Raw genomic sequence first — 25,021 nt, 5'->3', positions numbered from 1 at the left:
ACGGAACCGGCAGACGGCGACCGTCCGGCCGATTCAGTCGGACGTGGTGGACTCGATTTCCCCGCGGAGGAGCGCCAGCGCCCCGCGCGCAATCTGTTCTTTCACCTGCGTCCGCGACCCGTCGTACTCGAAGCGCTCGACGCGGGCGTACGAGTCGCCGGACCCCCACGGCGCGGCGAAGGCGACGCCGACGAAGACGGTGCCGACCGGCTTGCCGGGGAGGCCGCCCTCGGGCCCGGCGATGCCCGTCGTCGCCACCCCCCACGTCGCGTCGGCCACGTCCCGGACGCCGGCGGCCATCTCGCGGGCGACCGGCTCGGAGACGGCTCCGTGTTCGTCCAGCGACTCCCGGGAGACCGCCAGTTCGTGGCGCTTGGCGTCGTAGGAGTAGGTGACGAGCGAGCGGTCGAAGTAGTCGCTGGAGCCGGGCACGTCGGTCAGGAGCGACCCGATGAGGCCGCCGGTACAGGACTCCGCGACGGCGACGGTGTGGCCCGCCTCGCGGAGGGCGTCGCCGACGCGGACCTCCTCGGGCGGGTCGGATGCGAACTCGCGCATACGACCGACCACGGGCGGTCGGGACAAAAGCGGTCTGGGGCGGCACCGAGCGGTCGGGCCGCGGCCGGCACCGACGCGACCGGGCAAAAGTCCACCGGCGGTTCCGAGACCGAGAAGTACACAAAGCCCCGCGGTGTCGGGTCCGACATGGACATCGACGTTGAGCCGACGGAGCGACCCGACGCCGACGAAGACGACGACGCCGGCGACGACGGGCCGGCCGAAATCGAGGTGGAGGTCACCGACCCCGACGAGGTCACCTCGACCGACACCGAGGGCCTCCCTGATGGCATCGACGCGCCCGACTACGTCCTCTACGGCGGGAAAGGCGGCGTCGGAAAGACCACGATGGCCGCGGCGACGGCGCTCGCCAGCGCGGCCGACGGCACCGCGACGCTCGTCGTCTCCACGGACCCCGCACACTCCCTGTCCGACACGCTCGGCGTGCCGGTCCCGGACAAGCCGAGTCGCATCCGCGAGGAGATTCCCCTCTACGCGGCCGAAATCGACCCCGACTCGGTCATGGAAGGGCCGTTCGCGGGCGGCGACGGCGCGGGCGAGGAGTTCGACGACGAGACCGACTTCGAGACCGGCGAGTACGACGACGACAACCCCTTCGCCGGCGGTGGCTCGGGTGACGCTGACTCCCCGTTCGGCGGTATGGGCGGTGACATGGGCGGCTTCGAAGAACTCCTCGGCGGCGACGGGCCGATGGGGATGGGCGGGCCGATGCCCGGCGCGGACGAGGCCGCGGCGATGCAACAGCTCCTCGAATACATGGACGACCCGCGGTTCGACCGCGTCGTCGTCGACACCGCGCCCACCGGCCACACGCTCCGCCTGCTCGAACTCCCCGAGCTGATGGACTCCATGCTCGGCCGCATCGCCCGCATGCGCCAGCGCTTCTCCGGGATGATGGACAACCTCAAGGGGATGTTCGGCGGCGGCCCCGACGACCCGCAGGCCGGAATGGCGGACCTCGACGACCTCCGCGAGCGCATCGAGCGCCTGCGCGCGGTCCTCCGGGACCCGACGCGGACCGACTTCCGCGTCGTCATGATTCCCGAGGAGATGAGCGTCGTGGAGTCCAAGCGACTCGTCTCGCGGCTCGACGAGTTCGGCATCCCCGTCCAGACGCTCGTCGTCAACCGCGTCATGGAGTCCGTCGAGGACGTGGCAAACGTGGACCCCAAGTGGATAGAGTCGCCGGATTTGGAGAACTGCGGCTTCTGTCAGCGTCGCTGGCAGGTCCAGCAGGACGCGCTCCGCTCGGCGACGAATCTCTTCCGCGGCCGCGACGTGAAACGGGTGCCACTGCTCGCAGAACAGGTACAGGGCGAAGACGCCCTTCGGGTCGTCGCGACCTGTCTCGACTAGCGTCGAGACGACCGCTTTCGAAGGCCGACCGCGACGGCGCGTCTCAGGGAAGCTTGCGTGCGAAGCCGTAGAGCGCGTCGCGCCACGCGTCGGGCAGGAACCGGGCGAGGACGCCGACGCGGGCGACCGTGCCGGGCTGGTAGCGCGCCCGCGGCTTGGTCGAACTCGCGGCGTCGACGATGTCTTCTGCGACCCGCTCGGGCGGAATCGCGCCGGGGCCGCCCCCGCCGAGCGCCTGCGAGTCGTCGAACAGCTTGTAGAGTTTCTCGTACGCGCCGGAGCGGTCGAGGCCGTCGGCCTCGTCGCCGTTGCCGTTGACCTCGGCTTCGACGCGATTCGAGAACTGCGTCTCGACCGGGCCCGGCTCGATGAGGACGGCGTCGATACCGTACTCCTCGACCTCGGTGCGGAGCGCGTCGGTCATCGCTTCGAGGGCGAACTTCGAGCCGGCGTAGACGCCGGTTCCGGGGAAGGCGACGCGGCCGACGACGCTGGAGACGTTGACGATGGTGCCGTCGCCCTGCGAGCGCATGTGGGGCAACACGGCCCGAATGAGTCGGTGTGGGCCGTAGACGTTCACGTCGAACTGGTCGTGGACCTTCTCGGTCGGCACGTCCTCGACGGGGCCCATCTGGCCGTAGCCGGCGTTGTTGACGAGACAGTCGATGCGCCCCTGCTCGTCGGCGATGCGGTCGACGACGCGGTCGACGTCCCCCTGGTCGGTCACGTCGAGCGTCGCGATGTTCGCGCCGCGTTCCCCCAGCGTCTCGATGTCGGCCGGGTTCCGGGCGGTGGCGTAGACCTCCCACTCCTCGTCGAGGAAGTCGAGCGCCGTCGCGCGCCCGATTCCCGAGGAGCAACCGGTGATGAGGACCGTCTTTTGATGCACGTCGGTAGGTCGAACCGCGCGCTGTTAAGTGTACGCGGTTCGCCACGATTGGGTCGCGCTCAGCCCTTCTCAGTCCTCGTACTGGGCCTTCGCCTCGTCGGCGTAGGCGTCGGCCAGCCGGGTCGGCTCGGGGAGTTTGTACGACCCCGAGAGCCGGGAGACGAGGTCGACGGCCGTCGCCGCCGAGAGGCGGTGGCCGGGGCTGACGTACAGCGGGTTCACGATAGGGCGCGAGTCGTACTGCCGCGACTGGAAGGCGTAGCCGATTGTCGTCTCCGGGCCGTCGGGATGGCCGCCGACGGGGTCGACCGAGTCGTCGGCGCGAATCGGGGTTCGCCAGCCCTCCGGTCGGCCGTCCACGTCCTCGTCCGGCGTCCCGCAGAGGAGGGACTTGGCGACGCCGATGCTCGGCGCGTCGCAGACGACGCCGAGGTGCGTGGCGAGGCCCGCCTGTCGGAAGTGGATGCGCCCGGAGCCGTCGAAGACGAGCAGGTCGGGGTCGCAGTCGAGTTCGGCGAGCGCGTCGAGGATGGGGCCGCCCTCCCGGAACGACAGCAGGCCGGGAATGTACGGCAAATCGAGGTCGGAGACGGCGTGGACGCGCTCGACCACCTCGCCGCCGCGGAGGACGACGACGGCGCTCAGCGCGCGGTCGTCCAGAAACGACTGGTCGATGCCGGCGACGAGCGGCGGGGAGTTGGTGTCGGTGTCGGCGTCGCCGTCGGTGTCGGTGTCTCCGCCGGGTGCGACAGCGCCCGTGAGCGTCTGGTTCCCCGTTTCCGGGGTGTCGAGCGAGACGCGCGTCGGGTCGAACGGGAGGTCGTCCTCGAAGACGGCGGCCTCGGCGACGCGACGCTGGAGCGACTCCATCTCGTCGCGCGAGAGCCCGGGGCGCGGCGCGAGGTCGGGGCGGGCCGGTCGCATCTCAGAACCGGCCGCGGCCGGGACCGCCCGGGCCACCCGGACCGCGCCCGCCGAGCGAGAGCTGGGAGGGGACGCTCCGGCGGCCCTTCACGTGCTGGCCGTAGGCGAGGCCGATGACGAGGCCGATGAGGTGCGCGAAGTGGGCGATGCCGTCGGCGCTCTGGCTGACGAAGAAGAACACCGAGATGCCGGCGAAGCCGAGCGTGAACAGCCACAGCGGCACGGGGATGATGAAGTACAGATAGATTCGGAGCCCCGGGTTGAGGACGGTCAGGACGCCGAGAACGGCCATGATGGCACCGCTCGCGCCGACGACGGCGCTCAGGCTTCCGGGAGACAGGAGCATCGACGAGCCGACCTGCGCCAGCCCGGCGAGCATCCCGCTGACGAGGAACAGCGCCGCGAACTTCCGCGAGCCGACGTAGCGCTCCACCAGCGGGCCGAAGAAGAACAGCACGATGGAGTTACCGACGATGTGATAGAAGCCGCCGTGGGCGAATATCGAGGTGACCCACGTCCAGACGTACTCGGGGTGGATGCTCGTGAGATAGAAGGCGCTAATCGAGAGGTTGGGCAGTCCGAGAAACTGCTCTAAGACGAGCTGGGCGAAGAACGTGAGCCACATCAGCGCGAGGAACAGGTACGCGACGTTCCCGCGGAAGTAGCCGAGCACGCCGCCAGCGCCCGTGAGCGAACTCAGCAGTCCGCCGCCGCGGCCGCCCTGATTGTTCACGGAGTCGTCGAAGGAGCTATCGAAGACGCCGGCGGGGTCGTCCCAGTCGGAGAGCCCCGCGCAGTCGTGGTTCTCGGGGAGGCGGTGTTCGGAACAGAACGTCCCGCCACACCGCGAACAGCGGTACGGCAGACTCTCGTCTTTGCCGCACACGTCGCAGATAGGCATTACCAACGCCTTACAGCGGCGAGATAAAAAGGGGTTCCCTCATGAATGTGGTGTGTGAACACGGAACGAAAACACGAGGCCGACGGCGGGGTCTCTCACGGTTCAGTCGGTCGGGTCCTGTCCGTCCGGAGGTCGGTGCGGGACCCTCGTCAGTCCGGACGGCGCTGTCGCTCTCGGCGGTCGTCGCGCGAGAATACGGCGTTACGCGTCGTCGGTCGCGTCCTCGGCGTCTTCGTCCGCCTCGTCGGCGGGCGTGAAGTTCGTGGGAACGACGGTCGGGTGCTGAAGCCCGAGGCGGGGTTGCTTGGCTGCCATTCGTGTCTCAAGCTACCGGACAGAGGGACTAAAAATTACCCATGCGCATAATTCATCGGCGGGCGCGTCGGCGATAACTGTCGGGTATCCGTGTCGCCGGCGGCGGTCGGTTTCGGGGCGGTCGCAGTTCCGGCGTCGTCGCCGTGGTCGACACTGTGGGTTAGTTCGGCGTCCGAAAAAACGCGCGGTGAAGTCGCTTACGCGAAGTTCTCTTCGTAGAGGTCCATCGCGTGTTCGATGGCGTCCTTGGCGGCCTGCTTGTCCTCCCAGCCCAGCGTCTCGACTTCCTTGCCGGCCTCGAGGTTCTTGTAGGTCGAGAAGAACTCGTCAATCTCGTCGAGCGTCTGCTGGGGGATGTCTTCGAGGTCCTCGATGTGGTCGTAGCGGGGGTCCTCGATGGGAACGGCGATGACCTTGTCGTCCTGCTCGCCGTCGTCGTCCATCTTCATGAGCGCGACCGGGCGGGCCTCGATGACACAGCCGGGGAACGTCTGGTCCTCGACGAGGACGAGCACGTCGAAGGGGTCCTCGTCGTCGTAGTACGTCTGCGGCATGAAGCCGTAGTCCGACGGGTAGTGGACGTTGGAGTGAAGCACGCGGTCGAGGACGACGCCGGGGATGTCCTTGTCGTACTCGTATTTGTTGCGCTCGCCTTTGAGACACTCGACGACTGCGTAGATTTCGTCCGGTGCGTCCGGTCCGGTCTCCATGTCTTCCCAGAGGTTCACCATACCGAATCCATCCTCGATGCGGGCAAAAGTCCTTTCGGGATTGGTCTCCTACGGATACTACTCGGGCCTCGTCGGCCACTTTGAACCCCTCTATATGTAGAGGTATTCTCCCCCGAATCCCACGACACTCCTGCTATGCGTGTGAGATATTCCCCAGATATGCCCGCTTGGACACCGCCCACTGTCTTTCGTTCGTCGCCACGACTCGGCTCTGTGCAATTCCCGACACTCGTGTCCGCTCCGCCCCAAATTCATCGTATCGTGCCCCTACATTCGGCGACGAAACAGACTGCGCGTTGACAAAGTTTAAATAGGCCGATGACATTTCCATATGCATGTCAGAGGCACAAACAATTGGCAACAAATCCGGTGCGGCTCGGGACCTCACCGCGTTCCAACAGAATATCCTCGTCATTCTCGCCGAGGAGCCGATGTACGGCCTGGCTATCAAGCGTCACCTCGAATCGTACTACGACACCGAGGTCAACCACGGGCGTCTGTACCCCAACCTCGACGACCTCGTCGAGATGGGTCTCGTCGAGAAAAGCGAACTCGACAAGCGGACGAACCAGTACGAACTGACCGACGACGGCCTCCAGGCGGTCCTCGACCGCTTCGACTGGATGCTCTCGAAGTTCGTCACCGACGACGAGCGCGCCGAGATGGTCTCGGAGCTCGTCGAAGGCAAGCTGTAATCGGCAGAACACACCGCACGAACCGCGGGGTTCGCTCAGCTGTATTCGGGCACTTCGGCGTCTGCGGCGTCGAAGAGCAACTCGAGCGACTCCGGTAACAACGACCGCTGTTCAGCGGTCGGCCACGCGTTGCGTGGATAATATTCTTCGACGAACTCGCGCACTTCGGGAGCGCCAGCCATCTCGATTCGCCGGACGTAGTGATTCCCGAGGTAGTCCGCGAACGCCCGGGCGTTCGCCGCGTGGTCCGCGCCGTGTTCCTCCGCGACGGCCGCGACGTACGCCGCGTTGTGCTCTTCGACCGCGCCCCACTCGTGGTCCTCTCCGGCCCCCGACAGGGGGCGTTCGATTCCGCGGTCGACGTCGTCTATCTCCGTGGGGTCGACGACCCCGTCGTCGTCGACCCACTCGTCGGGGTGGAGCACCAACACGTCGTCCTCTTCGCGGTGTCGCGCGCGGAACTCGTACTCGCTTACGATGTCGTCGCGGGCGGACCGATACGCCTCCGCCTCGTCGGGGTCGACGGCGTCGCGGGCCAGTCGCGTCAGCCGCTCGGCTTCGGAAAGCACGTCTTCGGGGAGTTCTGACTCAGGCATCGTCGAGGGCCTCGTTGGCTAGGGAGTCGGCGCGGTCGTTTATCTCTCGCGGTACGTGTTCCAGCGACCAGCGGTCGAACGCCGACAGGAGCTCTCGGGCCTTCACGCGGCGCTCCTTGAGGCCGGGGTCGTTGGTGTTCCACTCGCCGCGGACCTGCTTGACGATTAACTGCGAGTCGCCGCGGACGTCCACCTCGTCGTAGCCGTACTCCTCTGCGACCGACAGCGCCTCCACGAGCGCCTCGTACTCCGCGCGGTTGTTGGTCGTCTCGCCGATTCGCTGTGAGCCCTCGGCGACGATGCCGTCGCTCGTCACGATGGCCCACCCGATGGCGGCGGGGCCGGGATTTCCCCGGCTCGCGCCGTCGAAGTAGACGTGCGCGCGGCCGCCCGTCGGCCGGATGAGCGCGAGCAGGTCGGTCGGTCTCGACCCCTGCACGACGACCTTCCCGTCGTAGGCGACCGCGCTGGCGTCGCCGTGTTCGGCGCGCCAGCGCTCGTGGTCGGTGTTTCCGGGCGAGACGGACACGCCCGCGGCTTCGAGTCGTCGTCGGGCTTCGTCGGGGTCGCACTCGACGGTCGGCATACCGTCACCTCACCGGTGATTCGGTAAAGGCGCTCCGTTCGTCGTTGCGGCCGCGGTGACACTCCGACGAACGCCGCCAAAGGTTGAAGTGCAAGGAAATAGACAATATATAAATGCGATGAAACGGCCTACCCGCCAGCGGGAGCGTGAGCACGACCGGACTCGATGGGGAGACGAGTCACAGGACGACGAGACATCCGAAGAGGAGTTGGACCTCGACGACCTCGACCCCGAGGAAGTCGTTCGGACCGGCGACGGCGAGTTGATTCACGAGGAGACCGGCATCATCATCGAAGAAGAGCGCATCGACCCCGGCCCGGAGTGGCGGGCGTTCAACCACTCCGAGCGCCAGTCGAAGTCGCGCGTGGGCGCGCCGACCACGCAGACGATGCACGACAAGGGGCTGACGACGACCATCGACTGGAAGGACAAAGACGCCTACGGCCGCTCTATCTCCTCGAAGAAGCGGTCGCAGATGCACCGCCTGCGCAAGTGGCAAGAGCGCATTCGAACCAAGGACGCCGGCGAGCGCAACCTCCAGTTCGCCCTCAGCGAAATCGACCGCATGGCCTCGGCGCTCGGCGTCCCGCGGTCGGTTCGGGAAGTCGCCTCGGTCATCTACCGCCGGGCGCTCAGCGAGGACCTGATTCGCGGCCGCTCCATCGAGGGCGTCGCCACCTCGGCGCTGTACGCCGCCTGTCGGAAGGAGGGTATTCCGCGCTCGCTCGAAGAGATTTCCGAGGTGTCGCGCGTCGAGCGCAAGGAAATCGGGCGCACGTACCGCTACATCTCGCAGGAACTCGGGCTGGAGATGCGGCCGGTGGACCCGAAGAAGTACGTCCCGCGGTTTTCGTCCGAACTCGACCTCTCGAAGGAGGTCCAGTCGAAGGCCAACGAGATTATCGAGACGACCGCGGAACAGGGGCTTCTCTCCGGGAAGTCGCCGACCGGCTTCGCGGCCGCCGCAATCTACGCCGCGTCGCTTCTCTGCAATGAAAAGAAGACCCAGCGCGAGGTCGCCGAGGTCGCGCAGGTGACGGAAGTCACCATCCGGAACCGCTACCAAGAACAGATCGAAGCGATGGGCATCCACACCTGAAGCCCGTCCGCACGAGTCGCATCTCGTTTTGACCGGACGCGTCGCCGAAGGTTCATACCCGCGGGCGACCCACATCCGGTGAATGCGGCTCGACGAGTACATGGACATCGAGCGGGACGAGCGCGCCGAGCGGCGGCGACTCGCCGAGGAGAAGTCCTACGGCATCCTCGACCACCTCGAGACGTTCCAAGACCGGTTCGAGGAGACGGTGCAGGGGGACTCGCTGTACGGCGGCGTCTCCCCGTCTATCTTCGTCGGCCGGTCGAACTACCCGAACGTCTCGACGGGCATCCTCTCGCCGGTCGGTCACGACGAGGACGCCGCCTCCTTCGAGACGAGCGCCGCGTGGTACGACGAGGGCGTGAGCATCGACGACGTGTTCCAGCGGCGCACCTCGCTTCTGAACTCGAATCGCGGGACGAAGGTGACGAACGTCGCCGACTCGTGGGACGGCTTCCTCGGGACGCAACGCGAGGTCGCCATCGCCGACCGCCCCGTGACGGTCGAAATCGGCCTCGACGGGAAGCCCTCGCTCGACCTCGACGCCCGCGCCGACGACGTGGCGACGCCCGTCGGCCCGCGGGCCCGCGCCCGTTCGGCCGACCTCGCGGAGAACCCGCACGTCCCCAAACTGGTGCAAAAGACGCTCGAAGACGACGACTGGAACGCCGAGGGCGCGATGACGTATCTCTACCGCCGCGGCTTCGACGTGTACGACATCAACACCATCCTCTCTGCGGGCGCGCTCGGCCAGACCGAACAGCGCCGACTCGTCCCGACGCGGTGGTCCATCACCGCCGTCGACGACACGCTCGGGCAGTACCTCCGCGGGCAGGTCAAACACGCGGAGAGCGTCGACGGCGTCGAAATCTACCGCAACGAGTTCATCGGCAACGCCTTTTGGGTCATCCTCGCGCCGGGGCGCTGGGAGTTCGAACTCATCGAGCTGAAAGCGCCGGGGAGCGTCTGGAACCCCGACCCCGAGGCGGGGATGTACCTCGCGGCCGACCGCGAGGGCTACGAGGGGCGGACCGGCTACGTGAACGAGACGGCCGGCGCGTACCACGCCTCCCGGCTCGGCGTCCTCGAACACCTCAAAGAGCGCGAGCGACAGGCGAAGGCGCTCGTCATCAGACACGTCTCCGACGACTACTGGGGGCCGGTCGGCGTCTGGCAGATACGCGAGTCCATCCGCCACGCCTTCGAGGGCGAGACGGCCGACGCCGAGACGTTCGGCGACGCCGTCCGCGACGTGGCGGAGTACCTCCCGGTGTCGATCGCGGACCTCCGCCGGAAGTCGACGATGGCCGCCGGTCTCCAGACCGACATCTTCGACTTCGCCTGAGAAACGTATTTCTGACAGCCGAGTAATACGTCCGCGTATGCTCCCGTTACAGGTCCCCGGCGGTCCCGAACTGCTCATCATCATCCTCATCTACGGCATTTTCGCGCTCCTCCCCGTGGTCGCGGCGCTCGTCGCGCTCTACCTGCTGTACAAGATTCGCGGCGACGTGAAGCGCATCGCGGACGCGCTCGACGCGCGAGACGGGTTGTAAGCCGAGACGACTGCGTCCGCTCGATATCTCGCCTACGCCTCGGCCGCGTCGAGGTTGGCGAGCGCCTGCTGGACGAGTTCGCCCGTGTCGGCGATGATGTCGGCCATCTCGTCGTTATCGGGCGCGATGCCGATGAGTCGGGCGACGCGCATGATGCTCAGGTGGTAGACGACCTGCTTGCCCGGCTCTTCCTCCCAGATGACCACGTTGCACGGGAACAGCCCGCCCATCTTCTTGTCGGTGGCGTCGAGCGCGCGGTCCGCCATGTTCGGGTTACACGCGCCGAGGACGTAGTAGGGGTCGCGGCCGGCGTCGACCTTCTCGTTGAGCATCTCGGAGGGCGAAAATTCGGTGGCGACACCGAACCCGGCGTCGGTGAACGCCTCGCGGACGCGCTCGATTGCCGCTTCGTGTTCCATCTCGAGGACGACGCGTTCCTCGCCGATGTCTTCCGGTTTGATGGCGCTGGGGTCGATTGGGAGTGCCATGTTCCTCCCTTGACTCTCCGGCGGGGAAAAGCTATGGTAGTGTGCTCACCCTACACGAGCGAGTCGCCGTCACCCGAGTACAGCACGTCGCCGAGCACCGATTCGACGAACGATGACTTCGCGGCCGTGTATTGACTCCGCTCGTCCGGGTGCGCCTCGGCCAGTCTGCGCTTGCGTCGCTCGTACTCGGCCGCGAGGTCGTCGTCCGCGCGAAGGGCGTCGCGGAAGGCGACCTGTTCGCGGTGGCAGTCGCTTCCGACTTCGGTCAGAGAGAGGTAGTGAGTTCGCCGGTCGGGCGGGCCGCGGACGAAAAACCGGCGGTCGGGAACGTCGTCGGGACGTTCCTCGTAGCCCGCGGCTCCGAGTGTCCGCGCGATGTCGCCGGCGTCGTCGCGGTCGGAGACGAGGACGAGTAGGTCGACGATGGGTTTCGCGGCCAGCCCCGGAACCGCGGTGCTCCCGACGTGTTCGAACCGGACGCCGTTCTCGGCGGTGGCACAGAGTCGCGGCCGCAGGCGCTCGACCTCGCGCTCGTACGCCTCGCGCCAGCGCGGGTCGTGCGCGACGAGTTCGACGGTGCCGCGGGCGAGACCGAGCGATGGAGACGGCTCGGCGTCCTCCGCGGACCGGTCCTTGCGATCGTCGTCGCTCATAGCGGAATCGGGAGCCACTGGAGCGCCGCGGCGACCCGGTCGGGGGGCAACAGCGGCGGGTGGAGCACGAGCCAGTCCAAGAGGATGAGCCCGCCGCCGTGGGCGACGATGGAGGGGAGAATCGAGTCGCTCTCGTAGTCGACGAGGCCGAACAGCACGTCCGTCGGGGCCGACAGGAGAATCTCTATCGGCGGCTTGCCGACGTGGTGAAAGGCGTAGAGAACCGGACTGATGAGCGCGCTCTTCCGACCGATTTCGCGGACGCCGACGCAGAGTAGGCCGCGGTAGTACGTCTCGGCCGCGACGACGACGAGCAGTTGCTGGGCGGCGTGCGGGAGGAAGTCCGCGAGCGCGGTCGAGGTGTGCCACATCGGGTAGTACGCCCGAATCGACGGCAGGCTCGACCCGACGAGGTAGAAGGGGAGGACGAACAGCGCGAGCAAAAGCGTGTTTCGGAGCGCCGCGCGGTCGACGTTCCAGCCGAGGTTGCGGCCGTGAGCGAGCGCGAGCGCTCCGGGTACGAGGATGAACAGGAGGGCGTCGTGGACCGCGCGGTAGGTGAGGTCGCCGGCGGGAAGCGGCCAGAGACTCCACGCGGCCCCGACGACGCCCCCGACGATGAGGGCGCGGTAGAGCCACGGGAGACCGGCGAGCCGGCGGCGTAACACCGTTATTCCGTCTGGACCGGGTCGCGGCCGACGATGTCGAGCACGTCGTCGACGAAGGCCTGTCGCGTCTCGAAGTACGTCTCGTCGGCCTCGGCGAGCACGTCTTCGAGGCTCTGGGGGCCGTCGGGCGTGCGGATGACCGCGTCGCCTTCTTTGTTCAGGATACTGCTCTTTTCTTGGGGCCACGTCAGTCGGGAGGCGACGCGCGCGAGGGGCGCACCTTCGACGGACGCGCCCGTACCGAGTTCGACGGCGGGTGCCTCGTCTGCTTCCTCGTCAGCCATGCGCGAGGATTAGCCACCGCGCATGATAATCCCTTCGAGATTCGCATGTGTCGCCGTCGCGCCGCCGGCGGCGTATCGGGTCGCCGTGCGCGCGTCGACGGCCTGCGACGTGTCGAGAAGTAGATACTCGTCTGACGCATCGTTTTAGGGACTGGTTTCGTAGTCGGGGCCATGACTAGTCTTTCGGAGGCGTACCACGGTGGCCGGGGCGGGCCGAGTCTCCGACGGCTGTCCCTGGGCTTCGGGGGGTTCCTCCTCGGCGTGCTGTTGGTCGTCGCGGGCATCGTCGTCGCGACCACCGACGTGTACACGTCCGGCGGGGCGACCCTCGGCGAAGCGCGCGAACTCGGGGGCATCCTCGGTGGCATCGGCGTTCCCGCCGTCTTCCTCGGCGTCCTCGCGGTCCTCCCCGCGAGCCGTCGAACCCGCGCCGCGTCGCTCATCGGCGCGAGCATCGCCGTCCTCGGCGTCGCGCTCTTCTCGCACGCGTACCCGTGCCAGTGGACCGGCGCGACCTGCGGGGCCGGCCTCACCGACCTCACGCTCGAAACCGTCGCCGTCTACTTCTTCGGCACGGTCACGACGTTCTGGTGTCTGTTCGTCGGCGTCGCCAACTTCAAGACGCGGAACGACCCCGGCGGCACCGCCACGGTGCAGGTGACGAAGAAGGGCGAGACCCGCGTCGTCGAAGTCGAGAACTCCGGCGGCGGCGGCCTCGGCGGTATCGGCTTCCTCGGCGGCACGCCCGACGGCGACGTCCAGACGCAGACGAACCAGTCGACCTCGACCGCCGGGTCGGGGGCGACCGCGAGCGCCGGCGCGACCGACGGCGGCGCGTCGACGCAGGACATCACCCCGCTCGACGTCGAACCCTCGGCGTCGACCTCGTCCGACGGGGCGGAGGCGACTCAGTCGGCCGGTTCGACGGGCGCGGCGACGAACCGCTCCGGCGTCGACACCGTCCAGTCCAGCGAGTCCGCGCGCTCGCCGGCCGGCGCGGCCGACCACCCCGACGCGGACCGCCCGGCGAACGCCACCGTCGGCGACCGCTACTGCGGCAACTGCACGTACTTCGAGTACGTCCGAACCTCGGACGGACTCAAGCCCTACTGCTCGGCCCACGACGAGATGATGCAGGACATGGAAGCCTGCGACGAGTGGTTCCCGCGTCGCCGCGAGTAGTCCCGCCGCCGACCGATTGACTCCGACGACCGTTTCCGATTACTGTTCTTCGCCGTTCAATCTCGCTTCCACGTCGCGCCAGTGGCTCCCGCGCCAGAACACCTGTCCGCAGTCCCGACACCGACACAGCGCCGTCTCCGCCGGATCGGGCGCGTAGTCGGGAACCGACTCGCCGCGACTGACGGCCTCCACGCGGCCGTTACAGACGCCACAGCGCGACGGCTCCTCGTCCAGCGACACCGCGAAGCCGACCGATTCGAGTTCGCGGAGTTGCGCGATTGGCTCCCGTTCGGCGAGGAGAACGCTCCGCGGCGCTCGCTCGGCCAGTCGCACGTCGCGGGTGAGGAGGACGCGTCCCTCGGCGTTCGCCCGCGCGAGCAGGCCGTCGTCGCCGGGGTCGGCTCGGGCGTCGCGCGCGCCGTCCGCTCCGTCTTCTGTTTCGTCCCCGCCGTCGAGGGCGTATTCGGCGTCGTAGCCGCACATCCGCAGGTACGTGGCGAGTTTGCCGAGCATCACGTCCAAGAGGAGCGCGGTGTCGTCGGGAACGGCGTGGTCGACGCCCGAGGCGACCGTACCGGGGTGGTCGGCCCCAACGTCGTCGGTCACGCGAGGAAGTCGGTCAGTTCCTCGACCGACCGCGCGTTCAGCACGTCCGCGGTCTCGACCCAGCCGCGACGGGCCGTGTGGACCCCGTAGCGGGCGTGGTCGAGTTCGCCCGGTCGGTGGGCGTCGGTGTCGATTGCGACCGTCGCGCCCGCCTCGACGGCGATTTTGAGCGCCTCGCCGTTCAGGTCGAGGCGGTACGGGCTGGCGTTGAGTTCGAGCGCGACGCCGTTGTCGACGGCGGCCTCGGCGAGTCGCTCGTAGTCGAGCGGCAGGCCGGGCCGCTGGTTGATGAGTCGGCCGGTCGGGTGGCCGAGGACGTTCACCGCGGGGTGTTCCATCGCGGTGACGAGTCGCTCGGTGGCCGTCTCGCGGTCCTGGTCGAGCGCGCTGTGGGGCGAGGCGACGACCACGTCGAGTCGGTCGAGCACGTCGTCGGCGACGGAGATGCCGCCCTCGGCGTCGATGTTGGCCTCGACGCCGGTGAACACCGCGATGTCGGCGTCGTCGGCGACGGCGCGGACCTCGTCAATCTGGTCGAGCAGGTCGTCGTCCTCGACGCCGACGCCGCCGACCATTCCGGGACCGGTGGCGTGGTCGGTGACGGCGTGGTAGTCGTAGCCGCGCTCCGCGGCGGCCGCGACCATCTCGGCGACCGTGTTGTCGCCGTCGGACCAGTCCGTGTGGGTGTGGAGGTCGCCGCGGAGATCGCCCTCCGCGACGAGGTCCGGCAGGTCGCCGTCGGCGGCGCGCTCGATTTCGCCGGTGTCCTCGCGCATCTCCGGCGGGACCAGCGGGAGGTCGAGCGCGGCGTACATCGACTCCTCGGTGTCGCCGGCGACGCGCGTTCCGGCCCGCGGGCCGTCGTCGGGGTCGGCCATGTCCGAGATGTCGAACATCCCGTACTCGTTCATCTTGAGGCCGCGGTCGATGGCGATGTTGCGGAGGTGGACGTTGTGGTCCTTGCTCCCGGTGAAGTACTGGAGCGCCGCGCCGTACTCCGCGGGGTCGACGACGCGGAGGTCGACCCGCATCCCGTTCACCCGGACGCTCGCCTTCTGCTCGCCCGCCTCGATGGTGTCGCCGACGAGGTCCCACGCGAGGAAGCGGTCGATGACGGCCGCGGCGTCGGCGCTCTCGGCGAGCACGTCGATGTCGCCGACCGTCTCGCGCCACCGCCGCATCGACCCCGCGGGTTCGACCCGCCCGACGGCGTCGTGGTCGCCGAGGTACGCGAGCAGGTCGTCGGCGACGGGTCGCGCCCTCCCGAGCAGTTCGCGACCGGTCGCCTCGCGGGCGAACTCGATGCCGTCGAGGATGTTCGCCTCCGTCTTCGCGCCGAACCCCTTGACCTCCTGTATCTGCCCCTCGCGGGCGGCCGCTTCGAGGTCGTCGAGGTCGGCGACGCCGAGCGCCTCGTACAGTTTGCCGACCGTCTTCGGGCCGACGCCCTCGACGCTCGTCAGCCCGGCCATGTCGACCGGCAACTCCTCGCGGAGTTCCGCCAACTCCTCGATGCGGCCCGTCTCGACGTACTCGACGATTTTCGAGGCGATGGCGTCGCCGACGCGGTCGATCTCCTGCACCGCGTCTTCGCCCTCCGCGGCGAGTTCCTCGACCGGTTTCGGATACTCGCGGACGTTCTCGGCGGCGCGGCGGTAGCTCGACGGCTTGTAGGCCACGTCTTTCGCCTCCAGCAGGTCGGCGAACTCCTCCAGCAGGGTCGCTATCTCGTCGTTTCGGCTCATCGACCGCCCCGTTTGCCCTTGCCGCCGTCGCGGCCCAGCGCCTTCTTCAGGAAGTTCATCCAGCGCTTCTGGTCCGCGGCGTTCTGGTGGCTCTCCTCCTGTTCGAGGTCGACCGGCCGAAGCTGTTCGAGGGCGTTCAGCGCCCGGTCGATGCCGACGATATCCTCTGCCAGCCGCCGCCCCTCGTCGTAGCTCACCTCGTTGTCCTCGATTCGTTGGAGCCGTTCGAGGCGCTCGCGGCGGAGGTTCCGCTTCGCCTGGTCGACGCGCTCTTTCTCGCCCGACGGAACGGTGTCGCGGCGCTTTATCTCGAAGACGAACTCCCTGAGGTCTATCTCCTCGCCTTGGACCTCGATGCGGTCGGGAATCTGTGCACCGACGGTCGCACCCTCCCGATTGACGCGCTCCAAGAGCTGTTTACGCTCGAACTCCTTCACGCCCTGTCGTTGTCCCGCGCGGCACTTCGCTCCTTCGCCCGACGCGGTGCAAACTCCTCGCCGGACTGAGCGTCCCACCGAGAAACAGGTCTGAAACCCCCGAATAACGGTTATTCTCTCGGCCGTCGTACTCTCACACGAACTATGTCAATTGACACCAATACACACAGTAGTGGCGACGCTTCGGGCGCTTCCGGAGACGCGGCGACCGCGTTCGGTCGGGCCCGGCTGTACGCGTTCTACCTGCTCGCGGTCGTGACGCTGGTGATGGCGGCGGTCTTCGTCAGCGAACTCCTGTCGTTCGCCGTCGTCGGCTGGGGCGCGGGCGGCGACGTGCTCGCCGAGCACCGCCTGCACCTGATGGTCATCGCGGCGAACGTCTGGATACTGGTCCTCGGTGTCGCGAGCCAACTGTACCGGCCGCTGAAGCGCGTCGCGCTCATGCAGGTCGCCTTCGCGGTGACGACGCTCGTGCTCATCGGGACTATCGTCGGCGGCGGGCCGGTCGAGGAGGTCGTCCCCTTCTTCGTGCTCACCGGGCTGATGATGCTGTTCCACCCCGCGGGCCGCGACGTCGTCTCGGTCGGTGACGACTACAGCCCGGCGCTCCTCGGCCTCGTCGCGGGCGCGGCGCTCCCGGTGCTCGCGTTCGCGGGCAACCAGTTCGGCCTGCAGGCGACCGGTGACGTTCACGCCGTCGCCGGCCACTACATGGAGATGGCGGCGATGGCTATCGGGCTGTTACTGCTCGGCCTCGTCGCGGCCGCCGGCGCGCCCGGCCACCGCGTCGTCGCGTGGCTGACCGGCGGTCTCGCCGTCTACTTCGGCGCGGTCTCGCTCGCCTTCCCGACGCAGGTGTCCAGCGTGGGTTCGATGTGGGCCGTCGCGCTCGTCGCGTGGGGGCTGGCGTTCGTCGCCGCGAGCGAGCTTCGGACCAGCGGTCGGACCGCGGTCGCGCGGGAGCGCCCGCTCTCCGCGGGGCAACCGCGAGTGTGACATTCGCGGGGAGTCGCAGGCTGTCGATGGCCTGATTCGCGCCTGACAGGTCATCGGCGGACCAGTGTCGCGCGGTCGCCCGGAGAGATTCGCCGCTTTCTCCGACAGCGGCCGCGTATCCGTCGTCTCTCGTCGCAAACTCCGGCGGAGAGACGAACCTTCTTATGGTTCGTCTTGGATACCGTGAGGTATGGGTTTGTTCGACCGTCTCCGCGGCAAAGACCACCCCCGCGTCGCCTTCATCGGCATCGACGGGGTCCCGTTCACTCTCCTCTCTGAGCATCCGGACGAGTTCCCCAACTTCGCGGCGCTGGCCGACGAGGGCTCTGCGGGCGACATCGACAGCATCGTCCCGCCGGAGTCCTCGGCGTGTTGGCCGGCGCTGACGACCGGCGTCAATCCCGGCGAGACCGGCGTCTACGGCTTCCAGGACCGCGAGGTCGGCTCCTACGACACGTACGTCCCGATGGGCCGCGACGTGCAGGCCACCCGCGTCTGGGACCGCGTCACCGACGCCGGCCGCAAGGCCACCGTGATGAACGTCCCCGTGACGTTCCCGCCCCAGCGAAACGTCCAGCGCATGGTCTCGGGCTTCCTCTCTCCCGGCGTCGACAAGGCCGCCTACCCCGACGACTTCCGCGACGCGCTCTCCGAGATGAACTACAAGATAGACGTGAACGCGAAGCTCGGTCACGACGACGACAAGACCGCGTTCATGGAGGACGCCCGGAAGACGCTCGACCGGCGCTACGAGGCGTTCGAGCGCTACATCGACCAGGACGACTGGGACCTCTTTTTCGGCGTCTTCATGACGACCGACCGCGTCAACCACTTCCTGTTCAAGGACTACGAGCGCGACGGGAAGAACAAAGACGCCTTCATGGAGTTCTACCGCACCGTCGACGACTACCTCGGCCGCATCCGCGACGCCCTCCCCGAGGACGTGACGCTCATCGTCGCGTCCGACCACGGCTTTACCTCCCTCGACTACGAGGTCCACTGCAACACGTGGCTCGAAGAGAACGGCTGGCTCTCCTACGAGGACGACGACCACGACTCGCTTTCGGACATCGACGAGGACTCGAAGGCGTACTCGCTCATCCCCGGTCGGTTCTTCGTCAACCTCGAAGGCCGCGAGCCCCGCGGGTCGGTCCCGCAGTCGGAGTACGAGGCGGTCCGCGACGAACTCAAGGCCGAACTCGAAGCGCTCGAAGGCCCCGACGGCAACAAGGTCGCAGACCGCGTCGTCGTCAAGGAAGACGCCTTCCGCGGCGACCACGACGACATCGCCCCCGACCTCGTCGTCATCCCGAACCACGGCTTCGACCTGAAGTCCGGCTTCAAGGGCCACGACGACGTGTTCGGCGTCGGCCCACGCAACGGGATGCACTCGTTCGACAACGCGACGCTGTACGTCGACGACCCCGGCGCGGTCATCGAGGACGCCGACCTCTACGACATCGCCCCGACCATCCTCGACCTCATGGACGTCGAGTACAGCCGCACCGACCTCGACGGCGCGAGCCTCATCCAGCAGTAAGCGGTCGGCGGTCTCTCCTCTTATTGTCGCACTGCGCTCCGAACGTCCCGTTCGAGCCGGTCCGCGTGAGTCAGTCGTAGCTCGCGCGCGTTGGCGGGCGTGACCGTCTCGCGGCCGTCGATTTCGTGCGACACCGGGCTGTAGGCGTCCACGTCGAAGCCCATCCGGTCGAGGTACGACCGCACCTCCGCGGAGTCCAGTCCGTCCTCGATGGCGGCGTTGACGTACCGGAGCACCGCGTCGAACTCGGGGAGGACGACCTGTTCGTCCGTCACGCGCCCGCTGTCGCCGTCGATTCTGAGAGTCGCGTCGTCGAGGTGTTTCACCACGCCCGCGACGCTGTTCGCCAGTCTGACCACGTCGCTCGGGAGCGAACAGTCCGGCGAGCGCCACTCGACCGTGCCGAACTCGGCTCTGAGTTGCACCGGCGTCCAGATCGCGCTCTCGGGGTCGAAGTTCGCCTCGATGGTCGCCCGGTCGACGCCCTCCGCCTCGGCGCGCACGAGGAACTCCTCGAACCGGCGTTCGAGGCGGCGCGACCACTCCCGCGTGTCGTCGGCGTAGCGCCACAGCCGACCCTGATGCGGCACGTCGTCGTAGGTCATCCGGCGGTACAGCTTCGACCGCGCGCCCGCCGCCAACCGCTTCCCGTCGTAGTACGGCGAGGAGTTCACGAGCGCCAGCGCGGGGTCCAGCGCAACGAGCGCGTTGTACTGGTCGATTTCGCGGCCGGGACGCTGTTCGACGTGGACGTGCGTCCCCACGCAGTGTCGCGCGTACTGGAAGTCCGACCCGACGACGCGGTTCTGGATGCGCGTCCGGTCGCTCTCCAGTTCCGTCACCGCCTCCTCGCTGAGCGGCGTGGCGAGCGGGACGAGTCGCTTGCCGACTTCCTCGGCCCGCGCGAGGACGTCGCCGAGCCGTTCGTACAGCTCCTCTCGCAACTCGGCGGCCGAGTCGCACGGCGTCGTCTTCACCTCCAACACCGGCTCGACGAACTCCCGTTCGGCCCCGGGCGAGGCGTCGACGAGCCCGCCCGGGTCGGTGAACGACCCGTCCTCCTCGACGACCCAGTACTCGACTTCGATACTTCGCCGGAGCGGGCCCGAGGTCGACTCAGACATGGCGACCCCGGCGTTGCGCCGAGTATAGTCTCACACGCATCGTTTCGCTCCCCCGTGAGAAAACATTGTTAACACACACCATGGGTGGGCGGGGAGACGGAAAAAACATTCGCAGACTGCATAGTCGCCGCGGAATCGATGGACAATCGTTTTCAAAAGTTCTCGTTCGCTAGTCGTTCGTACCTCAAACGGCCGCAGTCGGTTGTCACAGCAGGTCGTCGAGGTCGTCGCTGTGCCACATCTCTTTGGGGTCCTCTCGGGGTTCGGTCTCCGCCTTGTCGACGGCCTCGCGGGCGCGCTCCATGAACGACTCGACCCGCTCGGAGCGCTCGACGCCGCCGAGGAGGACGAGCGACGCGAGCCGGCCGCTTTCCAGCGGGAAGTCGCCGCCGCGGACCTGCATACTGCCGGTCTCGTCTTCGACCCAGCGACGCGCTCGCTCGACGCCCTTCCGCGGGATGGTGTCCGGCTCCCCGGCGATGACGACCAGCGCGGAGTCCGCGTCGCTCGCGTCGGGCAGGCTCGTGCCCGTCAGGACGGCGCGGCGGGTCGTGCTCATGACCGCGTTGATGTTGTCTTCGGCGTTCGGGGAGGCCTCGGCGCTCGCGTAGCCGAGCGCGGCGATGCCGCCGGAACGGAGGGTGTTGATAACCTCGGAGGTGTCGACGACGCTCTCGCCGACGCCCTCGGTGGCCTCGCCGGCCGCGAGAAGCAGGCCGACGCGGCGAGCGATGGCATCGTTGATGGCGTCGTAGCCCTCGCTCATCGACTCGCCGGCCGAGCGGAACGCGTCGTTGTCGACGAGGAGGACGGCGTCGGCCTCGCGGGCGACGGTCTTGAGCGACCGACCGGCGTTCACCTGATACAGCGCCCCCTCGTCCTCCCCGGGCAGGATGCCGAGGACGTACACCGGCACGTCGTAGACGCGGGTGAGCGCCTTCGCGAGGACGGGCGCGCCGCCCGAGCCGGAGCCGCCGCCGAGTCCGGCGACGACGAAAATCGACTCCGCCTCGGCCGTCACGCGACCGTCGAGGGCGGACATGACCTCGGTTTGGTCCGACTCCATGACCGCGGCACCGAGTTCGTTGTCGCCGCCGACGCCGTGGCCGTTGACGCGGTCTTGGCCGATGAGCACGGTCTCGACGGGAAGCGACTGGAGGTCCGCCTTCGCGGTGTTCACCGCGACCGCGTCGAGCACCGCGCCGAACCCCATCTGCCGGTCGAACGACTGGAGAGCCGACGCGAGCTTCCCACCCGCCTGCCCCACACCAATCAGGACGGTTTTCATACATGATTCACTCGCTCGGTCGCCTTGAACATTCCTCACATGAGTACTGTTAACTCACCGGGGCGTTCGACCCGGCCGTTGACCCGGAGCTTTATGACAGATAACGGGACCACGCCGACCCATGACGCCCGACCCGACTCACTCCGACGCCGTTGCCGACGCCACGCTCGGTTCGTCCGCTTCCAGCGCCCCGCCCGCGGCGGACCGCACAACCGATCACACGGCCGACCGCACGGCCGACCTCGCCGCGCGGCTCGACGCGGTCGAACGCACCATCACCGACGGCGACGCCGACTTCTCGTCGCTCGAAGACCTCGCGGCCGTCGAGCGCCGGGTCTCCGAACTCGAATCGGCGGTCGAGTCGCTCACCGAGCGCCTCGACGAGATGGACGCCGCGACGCAGGCGATGCGCGGCTACCTCGGCGGCGTCCGCGCGGTCAACGAGGACGTCGAACGCCGGGCGAACGCCGCGCTCGCCAAGGCCGAGTCGCTCGAATCGGAACTCGTCGACGAGACGGCGTCGCCCGCGGGGTCGCGGTCGGCTGACGCGCTCGCCACGGAAGCGGCGTCGCACGTCGGCCGGTCGGATGGCGGAGACGGCGGTGACTCCCAGCGCGCCGAGGGGACCGGCACCGCCGCCAGCCCCGCATCCGAGTCTCGCGCCGCGCTCGATTCCCGGGCATCCACCGACTCTCGCGCACCCACCGATTCCCGCGGCGACTCCGCCGACCGCGGACTGGCCGCTCGCCTCCGCGACGCGCTGTGATTCGCGTCGTCCTCACGTGTCTGCTCGCGGTCGCCATCGCGGGCGTCGTCTTCCCGGCGGCCGACGCGGCCCGAGCGGACGCGACGACCGTGAAAGTCGGCTCGATGGCCGACGAAATCGCGCACGCCGCGACGGCGCTCGCGGCGGCGGAAGACCCGACGCCGGCCGGCGTCGCGGGCGCGCGGCGGCACGTCGTCCTCGACGTTCCCGCCGGGGTCGTGGCGGGCCGCCGGTGTCTCCAACCTCACGGTTCGCGGCGGCGACGGCGTCGAACTGGCGGCGGGTGTCGCCGGCGGCCCGACCGTCGTCCGTCGCGTCGGCGGCCCTCGGACTCGCGTCGCCGGCGACCGCCTCGGTCCTCGGGCCGGGCGAACACCGGCTCAGACTGACGCTCGAAGCCGACGCGGCCGGTTCGGTCGTCGTCATCGCCCCCGCGACCGCCAACTCGTCGGCGGCGTAGGTTCAAATACCCGGACGGGACCACGCCCCCGTATGCCCCTCGGCTCACCTTCCATCGGCTCCCTCTCAGAAACCGTCGCCGCGGCGCTCCCGGACGCGCTCGGCGACCGACTCGCCGACGCGACCGGCAGTCGGAACGCGTCCCGCGATTCCGCCGCCGACTGCGGCTGTGAACCCACCTTCTCGACGCCTACTGACCGTCCCGACGACGACACCGTGACGCTCGCGGTCGACGCCGGTGACTGCCCGCACCGCGGGTCGCTTTCGACCTCGGCCGCCTGTCGCGCGGCGGTCGTCGAGGCGCTCGAAACCCGCGACGCCGACCGGCTCGTCGTCCGCGCCGACGGACTCGAACGCCGGTACGACGCCGACGCGACCGGCCTGCTCGTCGCCGCCGGCCGGTTCGCAGAGCGCGTCCGGTTCCGCGACGACCGCCTCGCAGACCGCGCCCGCGAGGACCCGCTCGGGGCCGCCCACGAGGCGACGGGTCGCGCCGGGCCCGTCCGCCGCGCGGCCGTCGAGACAGGACTCGCTGAGGGCGCGTCTCGAAGCGCCGACTACGGCGACGCGCTCCGGGCGGTCGTCGGGCCGACGCTCGCGCGCTCCCGCGTCGACCCCCGCCCGCCGGCCGACGGGCGACTCGTCGGGGCGACCGACCTCGACACCGGCGCGGTCGCCCGCCGCTACGACCGCCCGAACGGTCCCGTCTACCACCTCACGCCGCCCGAATCGACGCTCGGCCACCGCGCCGCGCGGACCCTCGAAGCCGCCCACGACCGACTCGCCCGCGGCACCGTCGACGCCGGGCCGCGCGCGCCGGGCCGCGCCGTCCGCCTCGTCGCGGACGCGGACGACCCGGTCGAGACGCTCGCGGCGATTCTGGCGAAGCACACCACGGGCAACGGCGTCCTCGACGACCTGTTTTCTGACCCCGCGGTCTCGGACGTGTACGTCTCGACGCCCGCCGAGGAGAACCCGATTCGCGTCGTCGTCGACGGCGTCTCGATGCCGACGAACGTCCGCCTCGCACCCGGCGGCGCGGAGTCGCTCGCCTCCCGCCTGCGCCGCGTGAGCGGCGCGTCGTTCTCCCGCGCCGACCCGACGCTCGACACCGTCGTCGAGGCCGGCGGCGCGACCGTCCGGGTCGCGGGCGTGACCGCGCCCGCCAGCGACGGCCTCGGTTTCGCGTTCCGCCGCCACGACGAGACGCCGCTGACGCTCCCCGCGCTCGTCGCCAACGGGACGCTGTCGGCCGACGCCGCGTCGCTCTGCTCGCTCGCGGTCGAACGCGGGGCCTCGGTCCTCGTCGCCGGCTCCCGCGGGGCCGGCAAGACGACGTTCCTCGGCTCGCTCCTGTGGGAACTCCCCCGCGACGTTCGCACGGTGCTCATCGAGGACACGCCGGAACTTCCGGCGTCGAGCCTGCTGGACGCCGACCGCGACGTGCAGACGCTCCGAACCGACACGACCGGCGGCCCGGAGCCGACGCCGCAGGAGGCGCTCCACGCGGCGCTCCGACTGGGCGACGGCGCGCTCGCGCTCGGCGAAGTCCGGGGCGAGGAGGCCGCCGTCCTCTACGAGGCGATGCGCGTCGGCGCGAACGCGAACGCGGTCCTCGGAACCATCCACGGCGACGGAGCCGCCGACGTGCGCGAGCGCGTCGTCTCCGACCTCGACGTCCCGGCGTCGTCGTTCGCCGCCACCGACCTCGTCGTCACCTGCGAGCACGCGGACGCACACCGCGTCGCCCGCGTCGAGGAGGTCCGCCCCGTCGGCGACGACGCGGCGTTCGAGACGCTGTTCGAACACGACGGGCGCGCCCTCGAACCCACGGGGTCGGTCGCGCGCGGCGACAGCCTCGCGGTCGAGTCGCTCGCTCGCCCCGGAGAGTCGTACGCCGACGTGCTCGACGCGCTCGACGCCCGCGCCGCCCACCTCGACTCGCTCGCCGAGACGGAACGGACGGCTCCAGACGACCTCGCCGCGGCCCGCTCGGAGCGTGATTCGGGATGCTGAACCCGGACACAGAGACGGCCACGAGCGCGGGCGCTGACTCCGATGCGTCCCGGTTGGCCCGCGCGGCCGCGACGACGCTCGCGCGGCTCTCGCCCGACTCCGTCGACGCCGAGCCGAGCGACGAGCTCCGCCGCTCGCTGGCGTTTCTCGACGCGGAACTCGCCCCCGAGACGGTCGTCGCCGCGGGCTACGGCGCGGCGCTTCCGGCCGGACTGCTCGGCGGACTCGTCGCCCTCGTGGCCCGGCTTCCGACCGTCACGGTCGTCTTCGTCGCGCTCGCGGCCGCGCTCGGCGCGACCCACGCGGTTCACACGCTTCCCGTCTGGCTGGCGACGCTCCGCCGGACGCGGGCGCTCGGGAACGCGCCGGAACTCGTCGGCCGCATCGCGCTTCGGATGCGCATCGAGCCCTCGGTCGAGCGGGCCAGCGCGTTCGCCGCGCGCGGCGGCGACGACCCGCTTTCGGCCTCGCTCGCCGCGCACGCCGACCGGGCCCGCGGGACGCCGACCGCGGGACTCTCCGAGTTCGCCGACGCGTGGCGC

General features: G+C 69.1%; 27 protein-coding genes and 1 pseudogene. 12 read left to right on the top strand and 16 right to left on the bottom strand.

Features of this window, described 5'->3' with window-relative positions; genetic code table 11:
- Nucleotides 1–33: 33 nt before the first annotated feature.
- The gene (locus C438_RS13800; RefSeq protein ID WP_004970093.1) at nt 34–558 is read right to left on the bottom strand and encodes a CinA family protein; all 525 of its coding nucleotides are present in this window, start codon (nt 556–558) and stop codon (nt 34–36) included.
- A 147-nt stretch (nt 559–705) separates the two neighbouring features.
- Between C438_RS13800 and C438_RS13795 the strand changes: the two genes are divergently transcribed.
- Nucleotides 706–1,935, top strand: coding sequence for an ArsA family ATPase (locus tag C438_RS13795; RefSeq protein WP_004970092.1), 1,230 nt, complete (start codon nt 706–708; stop codon nt 1,933–1,935).
- Nucleotides 1,936–1,978: 43 nt separating this feature from the next.
- Here C438_RS13795 and C438_RS13790 read toward each other — a convergent pair whose 3' ends face one another.
- The 4 genes from C438_RS13790 to C438_RS13775 form a co-directional block, all read right to left on the bottom strand.
- Nucleotides 1,979–2,824 (bottom strand): SDR family oxidoreductase, encoded by an 846-nt coding sequence (locus tag C438_RS13790; protein WP_004970091.1) that lies wholly within the window; start codon nt 2,822–2,824, stop codon nt 1,979–1,981.
- Between the two features lie 69 nt (nt 2,825–2,893).
- Nucleotides 2,894–3,748 carry an endonuclease V gene (locus C438_RS13785; protein ID WP_049918122.1) on the bottom strand — a complete coding sequence of 285 codons (855 nt, stop codon included), beginning with the start codon at nt 3,746–3,748 and terminating at the stop codon, nt 2,894–2,896.
- 1 nt (nt 3,749) lies between these two features.
- Complete coding sequence (locus C438_RS13780; protein WP_004970089.1) at nt 3,750–4,649, bottom strand: rhomboid family intramembrane serine protease; 900 nt, start codon at nt 4,647–4,649, stop codon at nt 3,750–3,752.
- 512 nt (nt 4,650–5,161) lie between these two features.
- On the bottom strand, nt 5,162–5,695 hold the full coding sequence (locus C438_RS13775; protein ID WP_004970087.1) for an inorganic diphosphatase: 534 nt from the start codon (nt 5,693–5,695) through the stop codon (nt 5,162–5,164).
- 335 nt (nt 5,696–6,030) lie between these two features.
- On the opposite strand from C438_RS13775, the gene C438_RS13770 reads away from it, so the two are divergent.
- Nucleotides 6,031–6,390, top strand: coding sequence for a PadR family transcriptional regulator (locus tag C438_RS13770; RefSeq protein WP_004970086.1), 360 nt, complete (start codon nt 6,031–6,033; stop codon nt 6,388–6,390).
- 35 nt (nt 6,391–6,425) lie between these two features.
- On the opposite strand, the gene C438_RS13765 is transcribed toward C438_RS13770, so the two are convergent.
- Together C438_RS13765 and rnhA are read right to left on the bottom strand one after the other, a co-directional pair.
- A complete protein-coding gene (locus tag C438_RS13765; RefSeq protein WP_004970085.1) occupies nt 6,426–6,986 on the bottom strand; it encodes a DUF7108 family protein in 561 nt (186 codons plus the stop codon).
- Nucleotides 6,979–7,572: a ribonuclease HI gene (rnhA, locus tag C438_RS13760; protein ID WP_004970084.1), complete on the bottom strand. Its 594-nt coding sequence runs from the start codon at nt 7,570–7,572 to the stop codon at nt 6,979–6,981. Before rnhA ends, C438_RS13765 begins: the two co-directional genes overlap by 8 nt.
- A 118-nt stretch (nt 7,573–7,690) precedes the next feature.
- Between rnhA and C438_RS13755 the strand changes: the two genes are divergently transcribed.
- The 3 genes from C438_RS13755 to C438_RS19740 all read left to right on the top strand — a co-directional run bounded on the left by C438_RS13755 (nt 7,691) and on the right by C438_RS19740 (nt 10,227).
- Nucleotides 7,691–8,671, top strand: coding sequence for a transcription initiation factor IIB (locus C438_RS13755; protein WP_042663705.1), 981 nt, complete (start codon nt 7,691–7,693; stop codon nt 8,669–8,671).
- Between the two features lie 82 nt (nt 8,672–8,753).
- A complete protein-coding gene (gene nreA / locus C438_RS13750; protein ID WP_004970082.1) occupies nt 8,754–10,016 on the top strand; it encodes a DNA repair protein NreA in 1,263 nt (420 codons plus the stop codon).
- A gap of 37 nt (nt 10,017–10,053) precedes the next feature.
- Nucleotides 10,054–10,227: a hypothetical protein gene (locus C438_RS19740; RefSeq protein ID WP_004970081.1), complete on the top strand. Its 174-nt coding sequence runs from the start codon at nt 10,054–10,056 to the stop codon at nt 10,225–10,227.
- 32 nt (nt 10,228–10,259) lie between these two features.
- On the opposite strand, the gene C438_RS13745 is transcribed toward C438_RS19740, so the two are convergent.
- The 4 genes from C438_RS13745 to C438_RS13730 are packed head-to-tail and all read right to left on the bottom strand — an operon-like array spanning nt 10,260 to nt 12,320.
- Nucleotides 10,260–10,715 (bottom strand): DUF302 domain-containing protein, encoded by a 456-nt coding sequence (locus C438_RS13745; RefSeq protein ID WP_004970080.1) that lies wholly within the window; start codon nt 10,713–10,715, stop codon nt 10,260–10,262.
- Between the two features lie 50 nt (nt 10,716–10,765).
- Nucleotides 10,766–11,368, bottom strand: a complete 603-nt coding sequence (locus C438_RS13740) for a GrpB family protein (RefSeq protein WP_004970079.1) — start codon at nt 11,366–11,368, stop codon at nt 10,766–10,768.
- Entirely contained in the window at nt 11,365–12,036 is a 672-nt protein-coding gene (locus C438_RS13735; protein ID WP_004970078.1) for a CPBP family glutamic-type intramembrane protease, read from the bottom strand. The genes C438_RS13740 and C438_RS13735 overlap by 4 nt, the downstream gene beginning before the upstream one ends.
- Before the next feature lie 2 nt (nt 12,037–12,038).
- Nucleotides 12,039–12,320: a DUF5789 family protein gene (locus tag C438_RS13730; protein WP_004970077.1), complete on the bottom strand. Its 282-nt coding sequence runs from the start codon at nt 12,318–12,320 to the stop codon at nt 12,039–12,041.
- A 171-nt stretch (nt 12,321–12,491) separates the two neighbouring features.
- Between C438_RS13730 and C438_RS13725 the strand changes: the two genes are divergently transcribed.
- Nucleotides 12,492–13,502, top strand: coding sequence for a DUF7139 domain-containing protein (locus C438_RS13725; protein ID WP_004970076.1), 1,011 nt, complete (start codon nt 12,492–12,494; stop codon nt 13,500–13,502).
- 39 nt (nt 13,503–13,541) lie between these two features.
- Here the strand turns inward: C438_RS13725 and C438_RS13720 are convergent, their stop codons facing one another.
- The 3 genes from C438_RS13720 to C438_RS13710 are packed head-to-tail and all read right to left on the bottom strand — an operon-like array spanning nt 13,542 to nt 16,290.
- The gene (locus C438_RS13720) at nt 13,542–14,108 is read right to left on the bottom strand and encodes a Mut7-C RNAse domain-containing protein (RefSeq protein WP_004970075.1); all 567 of its coding nucleotides are present in this window, start codon (nt 14,106–14,108) and stop codon (nt 13,542–13,544) included.
- A complete protein-coding gene (polX, locus tag C438_RS13715; protein WP_004970074.1) occupies nt 14,105–15,853 on the bottom strand; it encodes a DNA polymerase/3'-5' exonuclease PolX in 1,749 nt (582 codons plus the stop codon). Before polX ends, C438_RS13720 begins: the two co-directional genes overlap by 4 nt.
- On the bottom strand, nt 15,850–16,290 hold the full coding sequence (locus tag C438_RS13710; RefSeq protein ID WP_004970073.1) for a DUF5788 family protein: 441 nt from the start codon (nt 16,288–16,290) through the stop codon (nt 15,850–15,852). The genes polX and C438_RS13710 overlap by 4 nt, the downstream gene beginning before the upstream one ends.
- Before the next feature lie 144 nt (nt 16,291–16,434).
- On the opposite strand from C438_RS13710, the gene C438_RS13705 reads away from it, so the two are divergent.
- Together C438_RS13705 and C438_RS13700 are read left to right on the top strand one after the other, a co-directional pair.
- A complete protein-coding gene (locus C438_RS13705) occupies nt 16,435–17,286 on the top strand; it encodes a hypothetical protein (RefSeq protein ID WP_004970072.1) in 852 nt (283 codons plus the stop codon).
- 190 nt (nt 17,287–17,476) lie between these two features.
- Complete coding sequence (locus tag C438_RS13700; RefSeq protein WP_004970071.1) at nt 17,477–18,826, top strand: alkaline phosphatase family protein; 1,350 nt, start codon at nt 17,477–17,479, stop codon at nt 18,824–18,826.
- Nucleotides 18,827–18,846: 20 nt separating this feature from the next.
- Here C438_RS13700 and C438_RS13695 read toward each other — a convergent pair whose 3' ends face one another.
- Both C438_RS13695 and cetZ2 read right to left on the bottom strand, forming a co-directional pair.
- Nucleotides 18,847–19,950 carry a glutamate-cysteine ligase family protein gene (locus C438_RS13695; RefSeq protein ID WP_004970069.1) on the bottom strand — a complete coding sequence of 368 codons (1,104 nt, stop codon included), beginning with the start codon at nt 19,948–19,950 and terminating at the stop codon, nt 18,847–18,849.
- A 205-nt stretch (nt 19,951–20,155) separates the two neighbouring features.
- Nucleotides 20,156–21,238, bottom strand: coding sequence for a tubulin-like protein CetZ2 (gene cetZ2, locus C438_RS13690; protein ID WP_004970068.1), 1,083 nt, complete (start codon nt 21,236–21,238; stop codon nt 20,156–20,158).
- A 121-nt stretch (nt 21,239–21,359) separates the two neighbouring features.
- Here cetZ2 and C438_RS13685 point away from each other — a divergent pair, with 121 nt between their 5' ends.
- The 4 genes and pseudogenes from C438_RS13685 to C438_RS13670 all read left to right on the top strand — a co-directional run.
- Nucleotides 21,360–22,004 carry a DUF7310 family coiled-coil domain-containing protein gene (locus tag C438_RS13685; RefSeq protein WP_004970067.1) on the top strand — a complete coding sequence of 215 codons (645 nt, stop codon included), beginning with the start codon at nt 21,360–21,362 and terminating at the stop codon, nt 22,002–22,004.
- On the top strand, nt 22,001–22,393 hold the full coding sequence (locus C438_RS20195) for a DUF7311 family protein (protein WP_449271566.1): 393 nt from the start codon (nt 22,001–22,003) through the stop codon (nt 22,391–22,393). The genes C438_RS13685 and C438_RS20195 overlap by 4 nt, the downstream gene beginning before the upstream one ends.
- A gap of 103 nt (nt 22,394–22,496) precedes the next feature.
- Entirely contained in the window at nt 22,497–24,479 is a 1,983-nt protein-coding gene (locus C438_RS13675; protein ID WP_004970065.1) for an ATPase, T2SS/T4P/T4SS family, read from the top strand.
- Nucleotides 24,473–25,021, top strand: a pseudogene (locus tag C438_RS13670) (pilus assembly protein); the annotation flags it as partial. The gene C438_RS13675 and the pseudogene C438_RS13670, both read left to right, overlap by 7 nt.

It is taken from the genome of Haloferax denitrificans ATCC 35960 (assembly GCF_000337795.1).
In the GTDB taxonomy this organism is placed as follows: domain Archaea; phylum Halobacteriota; class Halobacteria; order Halobacteriales; family Haloferacaceae; genus Haloferax; species Haloferax denitrificans.
This window is presented reverse-complemented; position numbering and strand designations above follow the sequence as displayed.